This is a genomic window from Burkholderia cenocepacia, assembly GCF_014211915.1.
Lineage (GTDB): Bacteria > Pseudomonadota > Gammaproteobacteria > Burkholderiales > Burkholderiaceae > Burkholderia > Burkholderia orbicola.
Genome location: NZ_CP060039.1, coordinates 1,254,518 through 1,272,235 on the forward strand (window position 1 = coordinate 1,254,518; position 17,718 = coordinate 1,272,235).

12 protein-coding genes and 3 pseudogenes are annotated in these 17,718 nt (G+C 68.0%); 9 read left to right on the forward strand and 6 right to left on the reverse strand.

What is annotated here, in order from left to right:
- Window positions 1–169: 169 nt before the first annotated feature.
- A complete protein-coding gene (gene glnE / locus SY91_RS05875; RefSeq protein WP_054927381.1) occupies window positions 170–2,977 on the forward strand; it encodes a bifunctional [glutamate--ammonia ligase]-adenylyl-L-tyrosine phosphorylase/[glutamate--ammonia-ligase] adenylyltransferase in 2,808 nt (935 codons plus the stop codon).
- A gap of 144 nt (window positions 2,978–3,121) precedes the next feature.
- On the opposite strand, the gene recN is transcribed toward glnE, so the two are convergent.
- Both recN and SY91_RS05885 read right to left on the reverse strand, forming a co-directional pair.
- Window positions 3,122–4,771, reverse strand: a complete 1,650-nt coding sequence (recN, locus tag SY91_RS05880; protein ID WP_023477686.1) for a DNA repair protein RecN — start codon at window positions 4,769–4,771, stop codon at window positions 3,122–3,124.
- 19 nt (window positions 4,772–4,790) lie between these two features.
- Entirely contained in the window at window positions 4,791–5,693 is a 903-nt protein-coding gene (locus SY91_RS05885) for an NAD kinase (RefSeq protein WP_011544636.1), read from the reverse strand.
- 131 nt (window positions 5,694–5,824) lie between these two features.
- Between SY91_RS05885 and hrcA the strand changes: the two genes are divergently transcribed.
- From hrcA to SY91_RS05900, 3 genes are all read left to right on the forward strand, one after another.
- Window positions 5,825–6,847: a heat-inducible transcriptional repressor HrcA gene (gene hrcA / locus SY91_RS05890; RefSeq protein WP_027783618.1), complete on the forward strand. Its 1,023-nt coding sequence runs from the start codon at window positions 5,825–5,827 to the stop codon at window positions 6,845–6,847.
- Between the two features lie 156 nt (window positions 6,848–7,003).
- Entirely contained in the window at window positions 7,004–8,068 is a 1,065-nt protein-coding gene (gene hemH, locus SY91_RS05895; protein ID WP_023477684.1) for a ferrochelatase, read from the forward strand.
- A gap of 84 nt (window positions 8,069–8,152) precedes the next feature.
- Window positions 8,153–8,560 carry an RNA-binding S4 domain-containing protein gene (locus tag SY91_RS05900; protein WP_023477683.1) on the forward strand — a complete coding sequence of 136 codons (408 nt, stop codon included), beginning with the start codon at window positions 8,153–8,155 and terminating at the stop codon, window positions 8,558–8,560.
- On the opposite strand, the gene SY91_RS05905 is transcribed toward SY91_RS05900, so the two are convergent.
- Entirely contained in the window at window positions 8,532–8,693 is a 162-nt protein-coding gene (locus tag SY91_RS05905) for a hypothetical protein (protein ID WP_006476841.1), read from the reverse strand. The two genes, SY91_RS05900 and SY91_RS05905, sit on opposite strands and share 29 nt — an antisense overlap.
- Before the next feature lie 352 nt (window positions 8,694–9,045).
- Between SY91_RS05905 and grpE the strand changes: the two genes are divergently transcribed.
- The 5 genes and pseudogenes from grpE (at window position 9,046) to SY91_RS05930 (ending at window position 15,498) form a co-directional block, all read left to right on the forward strand.
- A complete protein-coding gene (gene grpE / locus SY91_RS05910; protein ID WP_023477682.1) occupies window positions 9,046–9,591 on the forward strand; it encodes a nucleotide exchange factor GrpE in 546 nt (181 codons plus the stop codon).
- Window positions 9,592–9,601: 10 nt separating this feature from the next.
- A pseudogene (locus SY91_RS05915) lies at window positions 9,602–10,059 on the forward strand (thioredoxin family protein).
- Window positions 10,060–10,207: 148 nt separating this feature from the next.
- Complete coding sequence (gene dnaK, locus SY91_RS05920) at window positions 10,208–12,160, forward strand: molecular chaperone DnaK (protein WP_023477680.1); 1,953 nt, start codon at window positions 10,208–10,210, stop codon at window positions 12,158–12,160.
- A 256-nt stretch (window positions 12,161–12,416) separates the two neighbouring features.
- Entirely contained in the window at window positions 12,417–13,553 is a 1,137-nt protein-coding gene (gene dnaJ, locus SY91_RS05925; protein WP_006476837.1) for a molecular chaperone DnaJ, read from the forward strand.
- Between the two features lie 4 nt (window positions 13,554–13,557).
- On the forward strand, window positions 13,558–15,498 hold the full coding sequence (locus SY91_RS05930) for a chorismate-binding protein (protein WP_023477679.1): 1,941 nt from the start codon (window positions 13,558–13,560) through the stop codon (window positions 15,496–15,498).
- 129 nt (window positions 15,499–15,627) lie between these two features.
- On the opposite strand, the gene panB is transcribed toward SY91_RS05930, so the two are convergent.
- From panB to folK, 3 genes and pseudogenes are all read right to left on the reverse strand, one after another.
- Window positions 15,628–16,443: a 3-methyl-2-oxobutanoate hydroxymethyltransferase gene (gene panB / locus SY91_RS05935; RefSeq protein ID WP_006476834.1), complete on the reverse strand. Its 816-nt coding sequence runs from the start codon at window positions 16,441–16,443 to the stop codon at window positions 15,628–15,630.
- Window positions 16,444–16,486: 43 nt separating this feature from the next.
- Window positions 16,487–17,172, reverse strand: a pseudogene (locus SY91_RS05940) (deoxynucleoside kinase).
- Window positions 17,169–17,710 (reverse strand): annotated as a pseudogene (folK, locus tag SY91_RS05945) (2-amino-4-hydroxy-6-hydroxymethyldihydropteridine diphosphokinase). The pseudogenes SY91_RS05940 and folK overlap by 4 nt, the downstream one beginning before the upstream one ends.
- Between the last annotated feature and the right edge of the window lie 8 nt (window positions 17,711–17,718).

Sequence of the window (17,718 nt, forward strand, 5' to 3'; positions counted from 1 at the left end):
TGCCGGCGGCCGTTGGGGGCAGCACGGCACGGGCTTTCCGGCGCGCGGTGTCGCGACGGGCGCGTGCGCGTCCGGCGGGGCCGCGCCGAGTCCATGAGGCTGGCCGGCAGCGGGGCGCGCACACGCCGGTTCGCTGCCGGCCGGCCTTTTCCGCCAGGCCCGCTTCTCGATGACCGACGCATCCGCCCTGATCAGCACGTCCTATTCCCGATACCTTGCCCGCGCGGCTGCCGCGCGGCCCGCGCTGGCCGAACAGATTGCCGCGTGGGCGGCCGCGCCGCTCGGCCGCGCGCAGCTCGACGCGCGCCTGACCGAACTGCTCGCGACGCCCGCCGGCACGGCCGCGCCGGGCGAGGAGCAACTGAAGCGCGCGCTGCGGCAGTTGCGCGCCGAGGCGTTCGGCGCGGTCGCGGAACGCGACCTGCGCGGGCTGGCGGACGTCGCCGAGGTCACCGGCGCGATGACCGATCTCGCCGAAGTGGCCGTGCAGCGCTCGCTCGCGCTGCTGTCGGCCGAACTCGAGGCGCTGTACGGCGAGCCGCGCGGCGCCGACGGCCAGCGCGTCGTGCTCGGCGTGGTCGGGATGGGCAAGCTCGGCGGCCGCGAGTTGAACGTGTCGTCGGACATCGACCTGATCTTCGTCTACGAGGACGACGGCGAAACCACCGGCGGCACGCGGTCGCCGCTGTCCACGCAGGAATACTTCACGCGGCTCGGCCGGCGCCTGATCGGCGTGCTGTCCGAGGTCACGGCCGACGGCTACGTGTTTCGCGTCGACATGCGGCTGCGCCCGAACGGCGATTCGGGGCCGCTCGTCTGCAGCATCGGCATGCTCGAGGAATATTTCTACGTGCAGGGGCGCGAGTGGGAGCGCTATGCGTGGATCAAGGGGCGGCTCGTGTCGGAAGGCGACAGCGACGCCGCGCAGCGGCTGGCGGCGCAGCTGGAATCGATCGTCAAGCCGTTCGTCTACCGTCGCTATCTCGATTTCGGCGTGATCGGTGCGATCCGTTCGCTGCACCAGCAGATCCGGCACGAAGCCGCGCGGCGCGCGTCGATGCGGCCCGACAAGGCCGACGACATCAAGCTCGGGCGCGGCGGGATCCGCGAGATCGAGTTCAGCGCGCAGGTATTCCAGCTGATCCGCGGCGGCCAGGATGCGGAATTCCGCGTGCGGCCGACGCTCGCGGTGCTGCGGCATGCGCAGGCGCGCGGGCTGATCGGCGACGACGTGTGCGCGCGCCTGACCGATGCCTACAATTTCCTGCGTACGCTCGAGCACCGGCTGCAGTACCGCAACGATGCGCAGACGCACGCGATGCCGGTCGAGCCCGACGAGCGCGCGGCGCTGGCCGCGTCGCTCGGTTTTGCCGACTATGCGGCGCTGATGACGGTGCTGGACGAACACCGGAACTTCGTCGAGGCGCAGTTCGACCAGATCTTCGCGGACAAGGTGAAGGGCGGCGGCCCTTGCACGGCGGGTGACGACACGGCAGCCGCGTGGATCTGGAGCGGCGCGCTGGCCGACGACGGCGAGGACGACGCGCTGGTCGCGCGCCTCGACGGCCTCGGGTTCGCCGATCCGGCCGCCGTGCTCGCGCGGCTGCGCGCGATCTGGCAGTCGTCGCGCTATACCGGGCTGCCGGAAAAGAGCCGGCAGCGCTTCGACAGCGTCGCGCAGCGCGCGCTCGACGCCGCGCCGACGATCGACGCCGCGCGCCGCGACGACACGATCGTGCGCCTGTTCGATCTGCTCGAGACGGTGAGCCGGCGCGGCGTCTATCTCGCGCTGCTGACCGAATATCCGGCGGCGCTCGACCGTGTGCTGTCGGTGCTCGGCGCGACGCGCTGGGGCGGCGGCTACCTGATCCGCCACCCGCAGCTGCTCGACGAATTGCTCGATGACGAGGCGATCGCGAGCCCGTTCGACTGGCCCGCGTTCAAGGATGCGCTGCGCGCGCGGCTCGCGGCGGCCGACGGCCCCGAGCAGCAGATGGACCTGCTGCGCCACGCGCAGCACGCGGAGGTGTTCCGGATCCTGCTGATCGACCTGGCCGGGCAACTGTCGGTCGAGCATGTGAGCGACCGGCTGTCCGAGCTGGCCGACGCGGTGCTCGACGTGACGATCGAAGTCGTCTGGTCGCAGCTCGCGAAGCGCCACCGCGACGTGCCGAAGTTCGCGGTGATCGCGTACGGCAAGCTGGGCGGCAAGGAGCTCGGCTACGCGTCGGATCTCGACCTGATCTTCCTGTACGACGACCCGGACGAGCGCTCGGCGGACGTCTACACGACCTTCACGCGGCGCCTGATCACGTGGCTCACGACCGCGACCGGCGCGGGCGCGCTGTTCGACATCGACCTGCGGCTGCGGCCGAACGGCGAGGCCGGGCTGCTCGTCACCGATCTCGACGCGTTCCGCCGCTACCAGTTGCGCGAGGGCGATGCGGCGAACACCGCGTGGGTGTGGGAGCACCAGGCGCTGACGCGCGCCCGCTACAGCGCGGGCGACGCGCAGATCGGCGCGGCTTTCGAGGCGATCCGCCAGCAGGTGCTGACGACGCCGCGCGACGGCGGCGTGCTCGCGAAGGAGATCGTCGATATGCGCGGCAAGGTGTTCGCCGGCCATCCGAACCACACCGAGCTGTTCGACCTGAAGCACGATCGCGGCGGGATGGTCGACATCGAGTTCATCGTCCAGTACTGGGTGCTGCTGCATGCGTCGAGCGACGCGGAGCTGATCCGCAATACCGGCAACATCGCGCTGCTGCGCGAGGTCGCGCGTTTCGGGCTGATGGGCGAGGACGAGGCCGAGCGTGTCGGCGCGGCGTACCGCAAGTACCGGAAGCTCCAGCACAAGCTGCGGCTCGACGGGATGGAGAAGGCACGCGTCGATCCGGCAGTGGTGGCCGACGAGCGGGCGGCCGTGACGGCGCTGTGGGAGCGCGTGTTCGGGGCCGTTGATGTTCAGGGCGGCTGAAACGGGCGTTTGAGGCGCGCGTTCGAATTCCACGGACGATTCCGCGGCGCAAGGCGGATGCGATCGAGCGGCCGATCGTCCGTCCGTGAAAAAAGACCGGCGCACACGCCGGTCTTCCTGCATTCGGCCAACGCGGTGCCAGCGTCAGGCCGCCAGCATTTCCTTCGCGTGCTTGCGTGTGGTGGCCGTGATTTCGAGCCCGCCGAGCATCCGCGCGACTTCCTCGACGCGGCTCGCCTTGTCGAGCGCGACGACCGACGACACCGTGCCGCCGCGCTCGTCGGCGCCTTTCGCGACCTGGAAATGATGGTCGCCGCGCGCGGCGACCTGCGGCAGGTGCGTCACGCACAGCACCTGGCGGTCGCGGCCGAGCTGGTGCAGCAGGCGGCCGACCACTTCGGCGACGCCGCCGCCGATCCCCGTGTCGACTTCGTCGAAGATCAGCGTCGGCGTCGGGCTCGCCGCGCTGGCGATCACCGCGAGCGCGAGGCTGATCCGTGCGAGCTCGCCGCCCGACGCGACCTTCGCGAGCGGCCGCAGCGGCACGCCCGGGTGCCCGGCCACGCGGAACTCCACCTGTTCGAGCCCGTGCGGGCCGCCGTCGACGAGCGGCACGAGCGCGACTTCGAAGCTCCCGCCCGCCATCGACAATTCCTGCATGCCGGCCGTGACGGCCGTGCCGAGCGCCTTGGCCGCCTGCGCGCGCGCCTTCGACAGGCGTTTGGCGTCGGCGAGATAGGCTTCCCGCGCCTTGGCCTGCGCCGCCTCGAGCGCGCCGAGATCGGCGGCCGCGTCGAGCGCGGCGAGTTGCGCGCGGCGCGCCGCATGCTCTTCGTGCAGCGTGTCGGGCGGCAGCCGGAACTTGCGGGCGGTCGAGTGCAGCGCGTCGAGACGCGTTTCGACCTGCGCGAGCCGCTCCGGGTCGAGATCGACGCGCTGCGCGTAATGCGACAGCGAATAGACGGCTTCCTGCAACTGGATCTCGGCCGGCTCCAGCGACGCGAGCGCATCGCCGAGCGCGGTGTCGTAGTCGGCCAGGCTGCGCAGCTTCGACACGATCGCGCCGAGCTGCGCGAGCATCGCGTCGTCGGACTCGGACAGCGCGTTGAGCGCGCCGCGCACGCCTTCGATCAGGTTCGCCGAATGCGACAGGCGCTTGTGTTCGTTGCTGACTTCGTCCCATTCGCCGGCTTGCGGCGCGAGCTTGTCGAGTTCGGCGAGCTGCCACGCGAGCTTTTCGCGCTCGAGCTGCAGTTCGCGCTCGTGCGCCTTCGCGGCGTCGATCGCCTGCGTCGCGTCGCGCCATACGCGCCACGCGCGCGCGACGTTCGCGGCATCGGCGACGAGCCCCGCATGCGTGTCGAACAGCTCGCGCTGCGCGTCGGGCCGCATCAGCAGCTGGTGCGCGTGCTGGCCGTGGATGTCGACGAGCATCTCGCCGAGTTCGCGCAGTTGCGCGAGCGTCGCGCTGGTGCCGTTGATGAATGCGCGCGAACGGCCGTTCGCGTCGATCACGCGGCGCAGCATCACGCTGTCCTCGGCGTCGAACGCGTGTTCGTCGAGCCAGCGCGCGACGCGGTCGTGCGGCGTGAATTCGGCCGTGATGTCGGCGCGACCGCAGCCGGTGCGCACGACGCTCGCGTCGGCGCGTTCGCCGAGCGCGAGGGCCAGGGCGTCGATCAGGATCGATTTACCGGCGCCGGTTTCGCCGGAAAAGACGGAAAAGCCGCTGTCGAATTCGAGATCGAGCGCGGCGACGATGACGAAGTCGCGGATCGAGAGGTGGCGGAGCATGGTGTCGGGAGCAGCGGCGTCAGGACGCCTTGTCGTCTTCGTTCGATGCGTGTTCGTTCCAGTGCAGCTTCTTGCGCAGCGTCGTGTAGTAGCTGTAACCGATCGGGTGCAGGAACGGCACCGTGTGCTTCGAGCGGCGCACCTCGATCGTATCGTTCAGTTCGAGCGACGTGAACGACTGCATGTCGAAGTTCACGTTGACGTCGCGGCCGCCGACGATCTGGATCGCGATCTTCGAATCGTCGGGCAGCACGATCGGCCGGTTCGACAGCGCGTGCGGCGCGATCGGCACGAGCACGACGCCCGCCAGCTGCGGATGGAGGATCGGGCCGGCCGACGACAGCGCGTACGCGGTCGAGCCGGTGGGCGTCGCGACGATCAGGCCGTCCGAGCGCTGGTTGTACATGTAGCGGCCGTCGACCGACGCGCGCAGCTCGACCATCCCGGAGAAGCCGCTGCGGTTCACGACGACGTCGTTGAACGCGAGCGCGTGGTAGATCGGTTCGCCGTCGCGCACGATCCGCGCCTCGAGCAGCGAACGCTCCTCGCGCTCGAACTTGCCGGCCAGCATCACGGGCACGAGCGCCTGCATGTCGGATGCCGCGATGTCGGTGATGAAGCCGAGCCGCCCGTGGTTGATGCCGATCAGCGGGGTCCGGTACGGCGCGAGCTGGCGGCCGATGCCGAGCATCGTACCGTCGCCGCCGAGCACGATCGCCACGTCCGCTCGTGCCCCGATTTCGGCCGGGGTGAGCGCCGGATAGCCGGCGATGCCGATTTCCCGCGCGGTATCGCCTTCGAAGACGACCTCGAAGCCGAGCGTGGCGATGCTGTCCGCCAGCGTGGCGAGCGGTTCGGCGATGCCGGGCGTGTTGCTCCGGCCGACGAGCGCGACAGTCTTGAACTGATTACCGGTTTTCATGCCGGCATTACACCATAGCTCGTTGACGAAAAGAACCGGCTGTGCGCCGACGGGGCCGGATCGGGCCGCCCCGCGCAACGGTGGCCGACGGTACTCGCCGCAGTCGCGCGGTTGCGCTAAAATTTTCCACCATGCTAGATCCTCGCGCACGAACCCTCCTGAAAACCCTGATCGAACGGTATATCGCCGACGGTCAGCCGGTCGGCTCGCGCACGTTGTCCCGTTACTCCGGGCTCGAGCTGAGCCCGGCGACGATCCGCAACGTGATGTCCGACCTGGAGGAACTCGGCCTCGTGTCGAGCCCGCACACGTCGGCCGGCCGCATTCCGACGCCGCGCGGGTACCGGCTGTTCGTCGATACGATGCTGACGGTCGAGGCGCCGATCGACGCCGAGGCCGTCGCGCGCCAGGTGCAGAACACGCTGCAGGCCGGCGAGCCGCAGCAGCGGGTGGTCGCGGCTGCCGCGAGCGTGCTGTCGAACCTGTCGCAGTTCGCGGGCGTCGTGCTGACGCCGCGCCGCAGCCACGTGTTCAAGCAGATCGAGTTCATGCGCCTGTCCGACAAGCGCATCCTGCTGATCATCGTCACGCCCGAGGGCGACGTGCAGAACCGCATGCTCGCGACGCCGCGCGACTATTCGCCGTCGCAGCTGACCGAGGCGTCCAACTACATCAATGCGCATTTCGCCGGCCTGTCGTTCGACGAGGTGCGCCGCCGCCTGCGCGACGAGATCGACCAGTTGCGCGGCGACATGACGACGCTGATGCACGCGGCCGTGACGGCCAGCACCGAGGTGCCCGACACCGAGGACACCGTGCTGATTTCCGGCGAGCGCAACCTGCTCGAGGTGGCGGATCTTTCTTCCGACATGGCGCGGCTGCGCAAGCTGTTCGACGTATTCGACCAAAAGACGGGCCTCCTGCAACTGCTCGACGTGTCGAGCCACGCCCAGGGCGTGCAGATCTTCATCGGCGGCGAATCGACGCTCGTGCCGATCGAGGAAATGAGCGTCGTCACCGCGCCGTACGAGGTGAACGGGCAGATCGTCGGCACGCTCGGCGTGATCGGCCCGACCCGCATGGCGTACAACCGCGTGATCCCGATCGTCGACATCACCGCGCGCCTGCTGTCGCTCACGCTGAGCCAGCAATAACCGGTGACCCGCCGGCGGTGGCGGGCAATCGCCGGCCAGATCCCGCCCCGCTATCGTGCCGCGCCGTCGCTCGCGGCGACAGTCGGCCGAACGGCACGGGGCGGCCCGCTATAATCGAGGACCGTCCGGTCCCGTGCCTCGAGCACGTTCTTGCCCATGCGTTTCGATCTTGAGCCGCCTTCGAGCGTCGCGGCCGCCCATCGCATCGGTGTGCTGCTGATCAATCTCGGCACACCCGACGCGCCCACGCCGCGCGCCGTACGGCGCTACCTGGCCGAATTCCTGTCGGACCCGCGGGTCGTCGAAATCCCGCAGGCCGTCTGGCAGGTGCTGCTGCGCACGCTGATCCTGCCGCTGCGCGGCCGCTCGTCCGCGAAGAAATACGCGGCCGTCTGGATGCCCGAGGGTTCGCCGCTGCGCGTATACACCGAGCGCCAGACCGACAGCGTGCGGCATCTGCTCACGTCGAACGGCTATCACGTGATGGTGGACTACGCGATGCGCTACGGCAGCCCGAGCATTTCGCATGCGCTCACGCAGTTCAAGCGCGCCGGCGTCGAGCGCGTGCTGCTGATGCCGATGTATCCGCAATACTCGGCGTCGACCACGGCCACCGCCTTCGATGCCGCGTTCGACGCGCTGGCGCGCATGCGCAATCAGCCGGAAGTGCGCTCGGTGCGGCACTACGCCGACCATCCGGCCTATATCCATGCGCTGGCCGAGCAGGTGCGCCAGTACTGGTTGCAGCACGGCCGGCCCGATTTCGCGGGCGGCGACAAGCTGGTGCTGAGTTTCCATGGCGTGCCCAAGCGCACGCTCGATCTCGGCGACCCGTATCACGACCAGTGTCAGCAGACGGGCGCCTTGCTGATGGCCGCGCTGGGGTTGTCGACCACCGAATGCCGCGTCACGTTCCAGTCGCGCTTCGGCAAGGCCGAATGGCTGCAGCCGTACACCGCGCCGACGCTGCGCGAATTCGGCGAGGCCGGCGTGCGGCGCGCCGACGTGTTCTGTCCCGGCTTCACGGCCGATTGCCTGGAGACGATCGAGGAAATCGGCATGGAGGTGCGCGACGAGTTCCTCGCCGGCGGCGGCAAGACTTTCCACCGGATTCCGTGCCTGAACGGCGCGTCCGCGTGGATCGGCGCGCTCGGCGAGATCGTCGCGGAGAATCTGCAGGGCTGGCCCGTCAAGGCTGCGCAGCCCGAACCGGTTAACTGAGATGAAACGACTGCCGCGTCCACTGCACCCGCTGCCGCCCGAAGGCGCGGCCGGCCTTTGCAGGGCGGCCCGGCGGAGACTGACATGAACTACAAGATTTCCACGGAGCCGGGCGCGAAGCTGCGGATCGACAAATGGCTGTGGGCGGCCCGGTTCTTCAAGACGCGCTCGCTCGCGACCGATGCGGTCGACAAGGGGCACGTGAAGATCGGCGGCGCGGCGGTCAAGCCGTCGAAGGACGTGCGGGTCGGCGACGACGTGGAGATTGCGATCGACGGCATCGTCTGGCACATTGCCGTGCTGGGCGTGTGCGACGTGCGCGGGCCCGCGAGCGTCGCGCAGACGCTTTACGAGGAAACGGAAGCGGGGCGGGCCGCGCGGCTCGCCGAACTGGAGCGGCGCCGCACGTATCGCGAGCCGGCGGCCGAACTGCACGGCCGGCCGACGAAGCGCGACCGGCGCATCATCGACAGATTTTCTGGTGGGAGCTGAACATCTGGTCGAACGTCGCCCGCGCGCTTCCGTATTCGGTCGTGCGGTCGGTGACGGCTCCCGACAGGCAGATGGTGGTGGTGCCGGCAATGAGTACCAGCGCGACCACCGATATCGCAAAGGTCAGTTTCACGGTACTCCCCTCGACAACAAGGGTGAAAACGGCGCCAGGTGGATGTCAGGCGACGGTCAGCTCAGGGTAAACACGCTTTCCGACGCTTGAATGGAGTGTAGTGCAGCGGGCCTGTGCGGAGCTAGTCCTTGCCCGGTAAGCGTTGTTACAGGCCGTTTCGCCCGATCCGGCGGACTATGCGACGCCTGCACCGGAAAGTGCGCGGTTGTTTCGCGGCATTGGCGAATGCCGGCGAAAGACCCTCTTGAAATCGCAGTTTTCGCCCTTATTTGCACCAGTAATGTGCGGTGCCGCCGGGTATACGTCCGACGGTTGCCGATTTGGCTTCAACCTCTAATCGACTTTCAGCGACATGGAAAACACGCAAGAGAACCCGACTACCCCATCGGCCGAAGACATCGGCAGCGAGAAGCAGGCGGCGCAAGGCGCCGCACCCGCTGCCGAAGCTGCCGACGCGGCGCTCGCGGAGGCTCAAGCCAAGGTCGCCGAGCTCCAGGAAAGCTTCCTGCGGGCGAAGGCCGAGACCGAGAACGTGCGCCGCCGCGCGCAGGACGACGTGTCGAAGGCGCACAAGTTCGCGATCGAGAGCTTCGCGGAGCACCTGCTGCCCGTGCTGGACAGCCTGGAAGCGGCCGTCAACGATACCTCCGGCGACATCGCGAAGGTGCGCGAAGGCGTCGAGCTGACGCTGCGCCAGTTGACGAGCGCGCTCGAGAAGGGCCGCGTCGTCGCGATCAACCCGGTCGGCGAGAAGTTCGATCCGCACCAGCACCAGGCCATTTCGATGGTGCCGGCCGAGCAGGAGCCGAACACCGTCGTCACCGTGCTGCAAAAGGGTTACATGATTGCCGACCGCGTGCTGCGCCCGGCGCTCGTCACCGTCGCGCAGTCGAAGTAAGGCAGCGGAAATGGTGCCCGCCGGCATCGATCCGGCCGCGTTCGACGCGTTCGACATGCAGGCGCTCGACGCCGGCACCTTCGACGCGGCCGTCGGCGGCGCGGGCGATGCGCTGGCCGTGGTGTTCTTCTGGGGCGTCGACTGCTTCAACTGCGAGATCGCGAAGAAGGCGATGCTCGCCCAGCCCGACGCGATCCGTGCGCTCGGCCTGAAGTGGTTCCATTGCAACGTGTACGAACACCATGAACTGGGGCGCCGCTTCGGGCTGCACGGCGTGCCGACGTGGTTCTTCTTCCACCGCGGCAAGCGGCTCGGCCGCGCGACGGGCTGGCATGGCCTCGCGCAGTTCCAGGCAGCCGTCGCGGCGGCACGGGGAAGATCGCCACGGCGGCCGATGCCGCGGCGGCCGCTGCACCGGCCGGCGAGCGCGCCGCCGGCCCGCACGATCCGCTAGCCGGCGGCGATTGAAAAAATTTAATATCCGCATCGCTCGTCCGGTCTTGAAAACGGATCGGACGGACGCATTTCGGGAACAGAGTTGAATTCTGGCGTGCGAAACCGCCCAAAAACGCGGCGTTTCGTGCAGCAAACAAGCATTTCTGGAGATTAGGAAAAAATGGGAAAGATCATCGGTATTGACCTCGGCACCACGAACTCGTGCGTCGCCATCATGGAAGGCAACCAGGTCAAGGTCATCGAGAACTCGGAAGGTGCGCGCACCACGCCGTCGATCATCGCGTACATGGACGACAACGAAGTGCTCGTCGGCGCGCCGGCCAAGCGCCAGTCGGTGACCAACCCGAAGAACACGCTGTTCGCGGTGAAGCGCCTGATCGGCCGCCGCTTCGAAGAGAAGGAAGTCCAGAAGGACATCGGCCTGATGCCGTACTCGATCATCAAGGCCGACAACGGCGACGCATGGGTCGAAGCGCACGGCGAAAAGCTCGCGCCGCCGCAGGTCTCGGCTGAAGTGCTGCGCAAGATGAAGAAGACGGCCGAAGACTACCTCGGCGAGCCGGTCACGGAAGCTGTGATCACGGTGCCGGCGTACTTCAACGACAGTCAGCGCCAGGCGACCAAGGACGCCGGCCGCATCGCGGGCCTCGAAGTCAAGCGGATCATCAACGAGCCGACCGCGGCCGCGCTCGCGTTCGGCCTCGACAAGGCCGAGAAGGGCGACCGCAAGATCGCCGTGTATGACCTCGGCGGCGGTACGTTCGACGTGTCGATCATCGAGATCGCGGACGTCGACGGCGAAATGCAGTTCGAAGTGCTGTCGACCAACGGCGACACGTTCCTCGGCGGCGAAGACTTCGACCAGCGCATCATCGATTACATCATCGGCGAGTTCAAGAAGGAGCAGGGCGTCGACCTGTCGAAGGACGTGCTCGCGCTGCAGCGCCTGAAGGAAGCCGCTGAAAAGGCGAAGATCGAGCTGTCGTCGGGCCAGCAGACCGAAATCAACCTGCCGTACATCACGGCGGACGCGTCGGGCCCGAAGCACTTGAACCTGAAGATCACCCGCGCGAAGCTGGAAGCGCTGGTGGAAGACCTCGTCGAGCGCACGATCGAACCGTGCCGCATCGCGATCAAGGACGCAGGCGTCAAGGTGTCGGACATCGACGACGTGATCCTGGTCGGCGGCCAGACCCGCATGCCGAAGGTCATGGAGAAGGTGAAGGAGTTCTTCGGCAAGGATCCGCGCCGTGACGTGAACCCGGACGAAGCCGTCGCGGTCGGCGCGGCGATCCAGGGCCAGGTGCTGTCGGGCGACCGCAAGGACGTGCTGCTGCTCGACGTGACCCCGCTGTCGCTCGGTATCGAGACGCTCGGCGGCGTGATGACGAAGATGATCAACAAGAACACGACGATCCCGACGAAGCACGCCCAGGTGTACTCGACGGCCGACGACAACCAGAGCGCCGTGACGATCAAGGTGTTCCAGGGCGAACGCGAAATGGCAGCGGGCAACAAGCTGCTCGGCGAGTTCAACCTCGAAGGCATCCCGCCGGCACCGCGCGGCGTGCCGCAGATCGAAGTGACCTTCGATATCGACGCGAACGGCATCCTGCACGTCGGCGCGAAGGACAAGGCGACCGGCAAGGAAAACAAGATCACGATCAAGGCGAACTCGGGGCTGTCCGAGGCAGAAATCGACCAGATGATCAAGGACGCGGAAGCGAACGCAGCGGAAGACCACAAGCTGCGCGAGCTGGCCGATTCCCGCAACCAGGGCGACGCGCTGGTGCACAGCACGAAGAAGGCGCTGACCGAGTACGGCGACAAGCTGGATGCGGGCGAGAAGGAAGCCATCGAAGCGTCGCTGAAGTCGCTTGAAGAAGTGCTGAAGGACACGTCGGCCGACAAGGCGGCGATCGACGCGAAGGTCGAGGAACTCGGCAAGGTTTCGCAGAAGCTCGGCGAGAAGATGTACGCCGACATGCAGGCCCAGCAGGCGGGTGCGGCCGGCGCGGCCGGTGCGGCGGAAGGTGCGGCCCACGCGGGCGGTGCGCAACAGGCTGCCGACGACGTCGTCGACGCCGAGTTCAAGGAAGTGAAGAAGGACTAAGCCGGGTTGCAATGACACCGTACGCCGCGCGCGCGAAAACGCGCGCGGCGCGGCTGACAAGCGGTCTGTCTTTCCTTCCGGATGGCCGGATCGACTCCACGCCTGGCGGGCCTTGCGGCCCTCCGGGCACATTTGTTTTTTGGCGGGTGCTGCGCGAGCCGTTCGCGGACGGTGCAGCGCCAGACGAGTCGAGAGACTTTACTGCGGGCGAAAGGAGCCGCCGCGTGCGCGATGCGTGGCGGCACAGTGAATCGATATGGCGAAACGGGATTACTACGAGGTTCTGGGCGTCGCGAAGAATGCGAGCGACGACGAAATCAAGAAGGCATATCGCAAGCTTGCGATGAAGTATCACCCTGACCGCAATCCGGACAGCAAGGATGCGGAAGAGCATTTCAAGGAGGCGAAGGAAGCCTATGAAATGCTCTCGGATGGTCAGAAGCGGGCCGCGTACGACCAGTACGGCCACGCGGGCGTCGATCCGAACATGGGTGGTGCGGGCGCACAGGGTTTCGGCGGCTTCGCGGATGCATTCGGCGACATCTTCGGCGACATCTTCGGCCAGGCTGCGGGCGGCGCCGCGCGCGGCGGCCGCGGTGGCCCGCAGGTGTACCGCGGCGCCGACCTGCGCTACAGCATGGAAATCACGCTCGAGCAGGCCGCGCATGGCTACGACACGCAGATCCGCGTGCCGAGCTGGGTGTCGTGCGAGGTTTGCCACGGGTCGGGCGCGAAGCCCGGCACGAAGCCGGAAACCTGCCCGACCTGTCATGGCCAGGGCACGGTGCGCATGTCGCAGGGCTTCTTCAGCATCCAGCAGACCTGCCCGAAGTGTCACGGCACGGGCACCTATATCCCCGAGCCGTGCGCGCATTGCCACGGGTCGGGCAAGGTGAAGGAAACCAAGACGCTCGAAGTGAAGATCCCGGCCGGGATCGACGACGGGATGCGGATCCGCTCGGCCGGCAACGGCGAGCCTGGCATCAACGGCGGGCCGCCGGGCGACCTGTACGTCGAGATCCACATCAAGCCGCACTCGGTGTTCGAGCGCGACGGCGACGATCTCCACTGCCAGATGCCGATCCCGTTCACGACCGCCGCACTCGGCGGCGAGATCGAGGTGCCGACGCTGGCCGGCCGTGCGTCGTTCCCGGTGCCGGAAGGCACGCAGTCGGGCAAGACGTTCCGCCTGCGCGGCAAGGGCATCAAGGGGTTGCGCTCGAGCATCGCGGGCGATCTGTACGTGCACGTGCAGGTCGAGACGCCCGTGAAGCTGACCGACCAGCAGCGCGACCTGCTCAAGCAGTTCGAGAAGTCGCTGGCCGAAGGCGGTGCGCGTCACAGCCCGCAGAGCAAGAGCTGGTTCGACCGTGTGAAGAGCTTCTTCGAGTAACGGCATGACTGAAGGCAACGAGAGCGCGTCGTTCGCGCTCTTGGACGATTGCGACTCGACCGCGTCCGCGCGGTCGAGTCGTTTGTATTCGGGCTTCGTGCGCGAACGCGTGTGCACGGACCCGGCGCAGCTCGACGCCATCGATGCGGCGCTCGCGCAGGATTTGCGCGACGGGCTGCATGCGGTCGTCGTCGGCGATTACGCATTCGGACGCAACCTGCAACGGGCGCAGCCGGGCCATGCCCCGCTGCGCTTTTTGCTGTATGCGTGCTGCGAGCGGCTGTCGCGCGACGAAGTCGACGCGTGGCTCGCGCAGCAGGACGGCGGCGGCACGCCGTCGATCGCGGGTGTCGCGCATGTCGCGAAGAGCGTGTCGCGCGATGCGTTCGATGCGGCGATCGGCGCGGTGCACGACGCGCTGCGCGCGGGCGATTCGTATCAGGTCAACTACACGTACCGGCTGAATTTCGACGTGTTCGGCACGCCGCTCGCGCTGTACCGGCGGCTGCGCGCGCGCCAGCCCGTCCGGTACGGCGCGCTGATCGCGCTGCCCGGCGGCGCGTGGGTCGTATCGTGCTCGCCCGAGCTGTTCGTCGAGAAGCAGGGCGACGTGCTGCGCGCGCGGCCGATGAAGGGCACCGCGTCGCGTTCGGCCGATCCGCGCGAAGACGCGGCGGCCGCCGCGTTCCTCGCGAGCGATCCGAAGAATCGCGCGGAGAACGTGATGATCGTCGATCTGCTGCGCAACGACGTGTCGCGGATCGCGCGCACGGGCACCGTCAAGGTGCCGGCGCTCTTCTCCGTCGAGCCGTATGCGTCGGTGTGGCAGATGACGTCGACGGTCGAAGCCGGCTGGCGCGACGGCACGACGTTCGCGCAGATGTTGCGCGCGCTGTTTCCGTGCGGATCGATCACCGGTGCGCCGAAGTACAAGACGATGGAACTGATCGACGCGATCGAGTCGACGCCGCGCGGACTCTATACGGGTGCAATCGGCTGGCTCGATGCGCCGAAGGACGAGGCAGGGCAGGCAGGCGCTGCAGCGTCCGGCGGCGTGGCCGGTTGCGGCGATTTCTGCCTGTCGGTGGCGATCCGGACGCTGACGCTCGATGCGGTCGACGTCGACAACAACGACACGGACGGCGCGGACGGCGCGGACGGCGCGGACGGCACGGGCACCGCCACCGTCGGCCGGCGGCGCGGCACGATGGGCGTTGGCGCGGGCATCGTGCTCGACAGCGTCGCGGCCGACGAATATGCGGAGTGCGAATTGAAAGCGCGATTCCTGACGGACGCCGACCCCGGCTTCCAGTTGTTCGAAACGACGGCCGCCACGCGGGCGGACGGCATCCGCCATCTCGATCGCCATCTCGCGCGGCTGCAGCGCAGCGCCGATGCATTCGGCTTCCGCTTCGACGCCGACGCGCTGCGTCGCGAGATCGATGCACGCTGCGCGGCGCTCGGCGGCGACGGCGCGTACCGGATGAAGCTCACGCTGGCGAAGGACGGCACGATCGAGATCGTTGCGGCGCCGCTCAAACCGCTGCCGGCAGGGCCGGTCGGCGTGCTGCTGGCAGCCGCGCACGGCTTCGCGCCGACCCGCGCGAGCGATGCACTGCTGCTGCACAAGACCACGCGCCGGGCCGAATACGACCGCGCGTGGCAGGTGGCGGAGGCGCTCGGCGGGTTCGACATGCTGTTCGTCAACGAGCGCGGCGAGGTGACGGAAGGTGGGCGCTCGAACCTGTTCGTGAAGCTCGACGGCCAGTGGGTGACGCCGCCGCTGGTGTCCGGCGTGCTGCCGGGCGTGATGCGCGGGGTGCTGCTCGACGATCGCGCATTCGGAGCGGCGGAGCGCGTGGTGACGCGCGACGATCTCGCACGCGCGCAAGGGCTGCTGCTGACCAATGCGCTGCGCGGTGCGCTCGACGCGGTGCTGAAGTGACGAGGTGACGGAGCGGGGCACCGTATGCTTGCTCCGGCGCGACGAACCCGTTCATCCACGCGGCGCACAAACGAAAAAGCGCGGCGCCCCGCAAAGGGCGCCGCGCTTTTTTACATCCGGTCTTCCACGTCAGAACGAGTGTTCGGGGCCGGGGAACGACCGATCCTTCACCGCGCTCACGTAGGCTTCGACGGCCGCCTGAATGTTCGGCTGCCCCTGCATGAAATCCTTCACGAAACGCGGCCGCTTGCCGGGGAATACGCCGAGCATGTCGTGCAGCACGAGTACCTGCCCCGAGCAGTCGACGCCGGCGCCGATGCCGATCGTCGGGATCTTCAGCATGTGCGTGACTTCGGCCGCGACGAGCGTCGGCACGGCTTCGAGCACGACGAGCTGCGCGCCGGCATCCTCGATCGCGCGCGCATCGCGCAGCAGTTGCGCGGCGCCGGCTTCGGTCTTGCCCTGAACCTTGAAGCCGCCGAACGCATGCACCGACTGCGGCGTGAGGCCGAGGTGCGCACAGACGGGCACCGAGCGTTCGACGAGGAAGCGGATCGTGTCGGCGAGCCATTCGCCGCCTTCGAGCTTGACCATCTGCGCGCCCGCGCGCATCAGCTTGACCGCGTTCGCGAACGCGTCGACCGGCGTGCCGTACGTGCCGAACGGCAGATCGGCGACGACGAGCGCGCGCGGCTGCGCCCGTGCGACACAGGCGGTGTGGTACGCGATGTCGTCGATCGACACGGGCAGCGTGGTCGTGTGGCCCTGCAGCACGTTGCCGAGCGAATCGCCGATCAGCAGCACGTCGGTGCCGGCGCGATCGAGCAGCGCGGAAAAGCTCGCGTCGTAGCACGTGAGCATCGCGATCTTCTCGCCGGCGTCGCGCATTGCCTGCAGCTTGGGTACCGTCACGGCAGGCCGGCTCGATTCCTGGAGATAGGTCATGGGAAATCCGGGTCGATGGGGGTAGAACGACAGGCGGGACGCGTCAGCGCGTCGTCTCGCCCTTGACGAAGAATTCCTTGCGGCCGCGCATCGTCTCGATGCGCTCGACCAGCAGGGCGAGATCTTCGGGGAATCCAGCGGGTTCAGGTGTTCGGCTGCGACCGTCAGCACCGGCGTGCGGTCGTAGTGGTAGAAGAATTCGTTGTACGCGTCGACCAGCGAGCGCAGGTACGCGTCGCTGATCTGCAGTTCCATCGGCAGCCCGCGCTTCTGGATGCGCGAGAACAGCACTTCGGGGCTGGCCTGCAGATAGACGACGAGATCGGGCGACGGCGCCTGCGGCACGTCGACGTGCGTGGCGATCGAGCGATACAGCTGCCACTCGTCTTCCGGCAGGTTCAGCCGCGCGAAGATGTCGTTCTTCTGCGGCATGAAATCGGCGATGACGGGGCGGCCGGTTTCGAGCGCGCCGATCAGCTCGCGCGCCTGCTGCGCCCGCTGCAGCGCGAACGACAGCTGGACCGGCAGCGCGTAGCGCGCGGTGTCGCGGTAGAAGCGTTCGAGGAACGGATTGTCCTGCGGGCGCTCGAGCAGCGTCTGCATCGACCAGCGCTCGCCGAGCAGGCGCGCGAGCGACGTCTTGCCGACGCCGATCGGCCCTTCGATCACGAGATAGCGGTGCGGGGCGCGAAGGTCGGGCGCGGTGACGGTCAGCGGAGTCGAGTTCATCGGCAGCGGGTCTTGTCGGCGTCTTCGCCGGCAGCGAGCGCCTTCTGCATCAGGCACTGGCAGGTTTGCACCTTTTCGACGCGCTGATCCGCGACGGCGGCGAGAAAGGCGTCGGCACGGCCGCGCGCGGGATGTCGAGCGCCGGCTCGATCTCGACGAGCGGCACGAGCGCGAATGCGCGGTCGGTGAGGCGCGGGTGCGGGACGATCAGGTCGGGTTCGTCGATCGAATCGGCGCCGTACAGCAGGATGTCGAGGTCGAGCGTGCGCGGCGCATTGCGATACGGGCGCTCGCGGCCGAAGTGATGTTCGATCTTCTGGCAGAGCGCGAGCAGCTCGCGGGCCGACAGCGTCGTGTCGAGCTTGACGACGCAGTTGTAGTAGTCGTCGCCGCCCGCTTCGAAAGGCGCCGTGCGATACAGGCTCGACTTGCCGAGGATCGAGATGGTGCGCTGCTGCGCGAGGCACACCACCGCGTCCTTCAGGGTCTGGCGCGCATCGCCGAGATTCGCCCCCAGTCCGATATATGCAACCGTCATGGCATCAC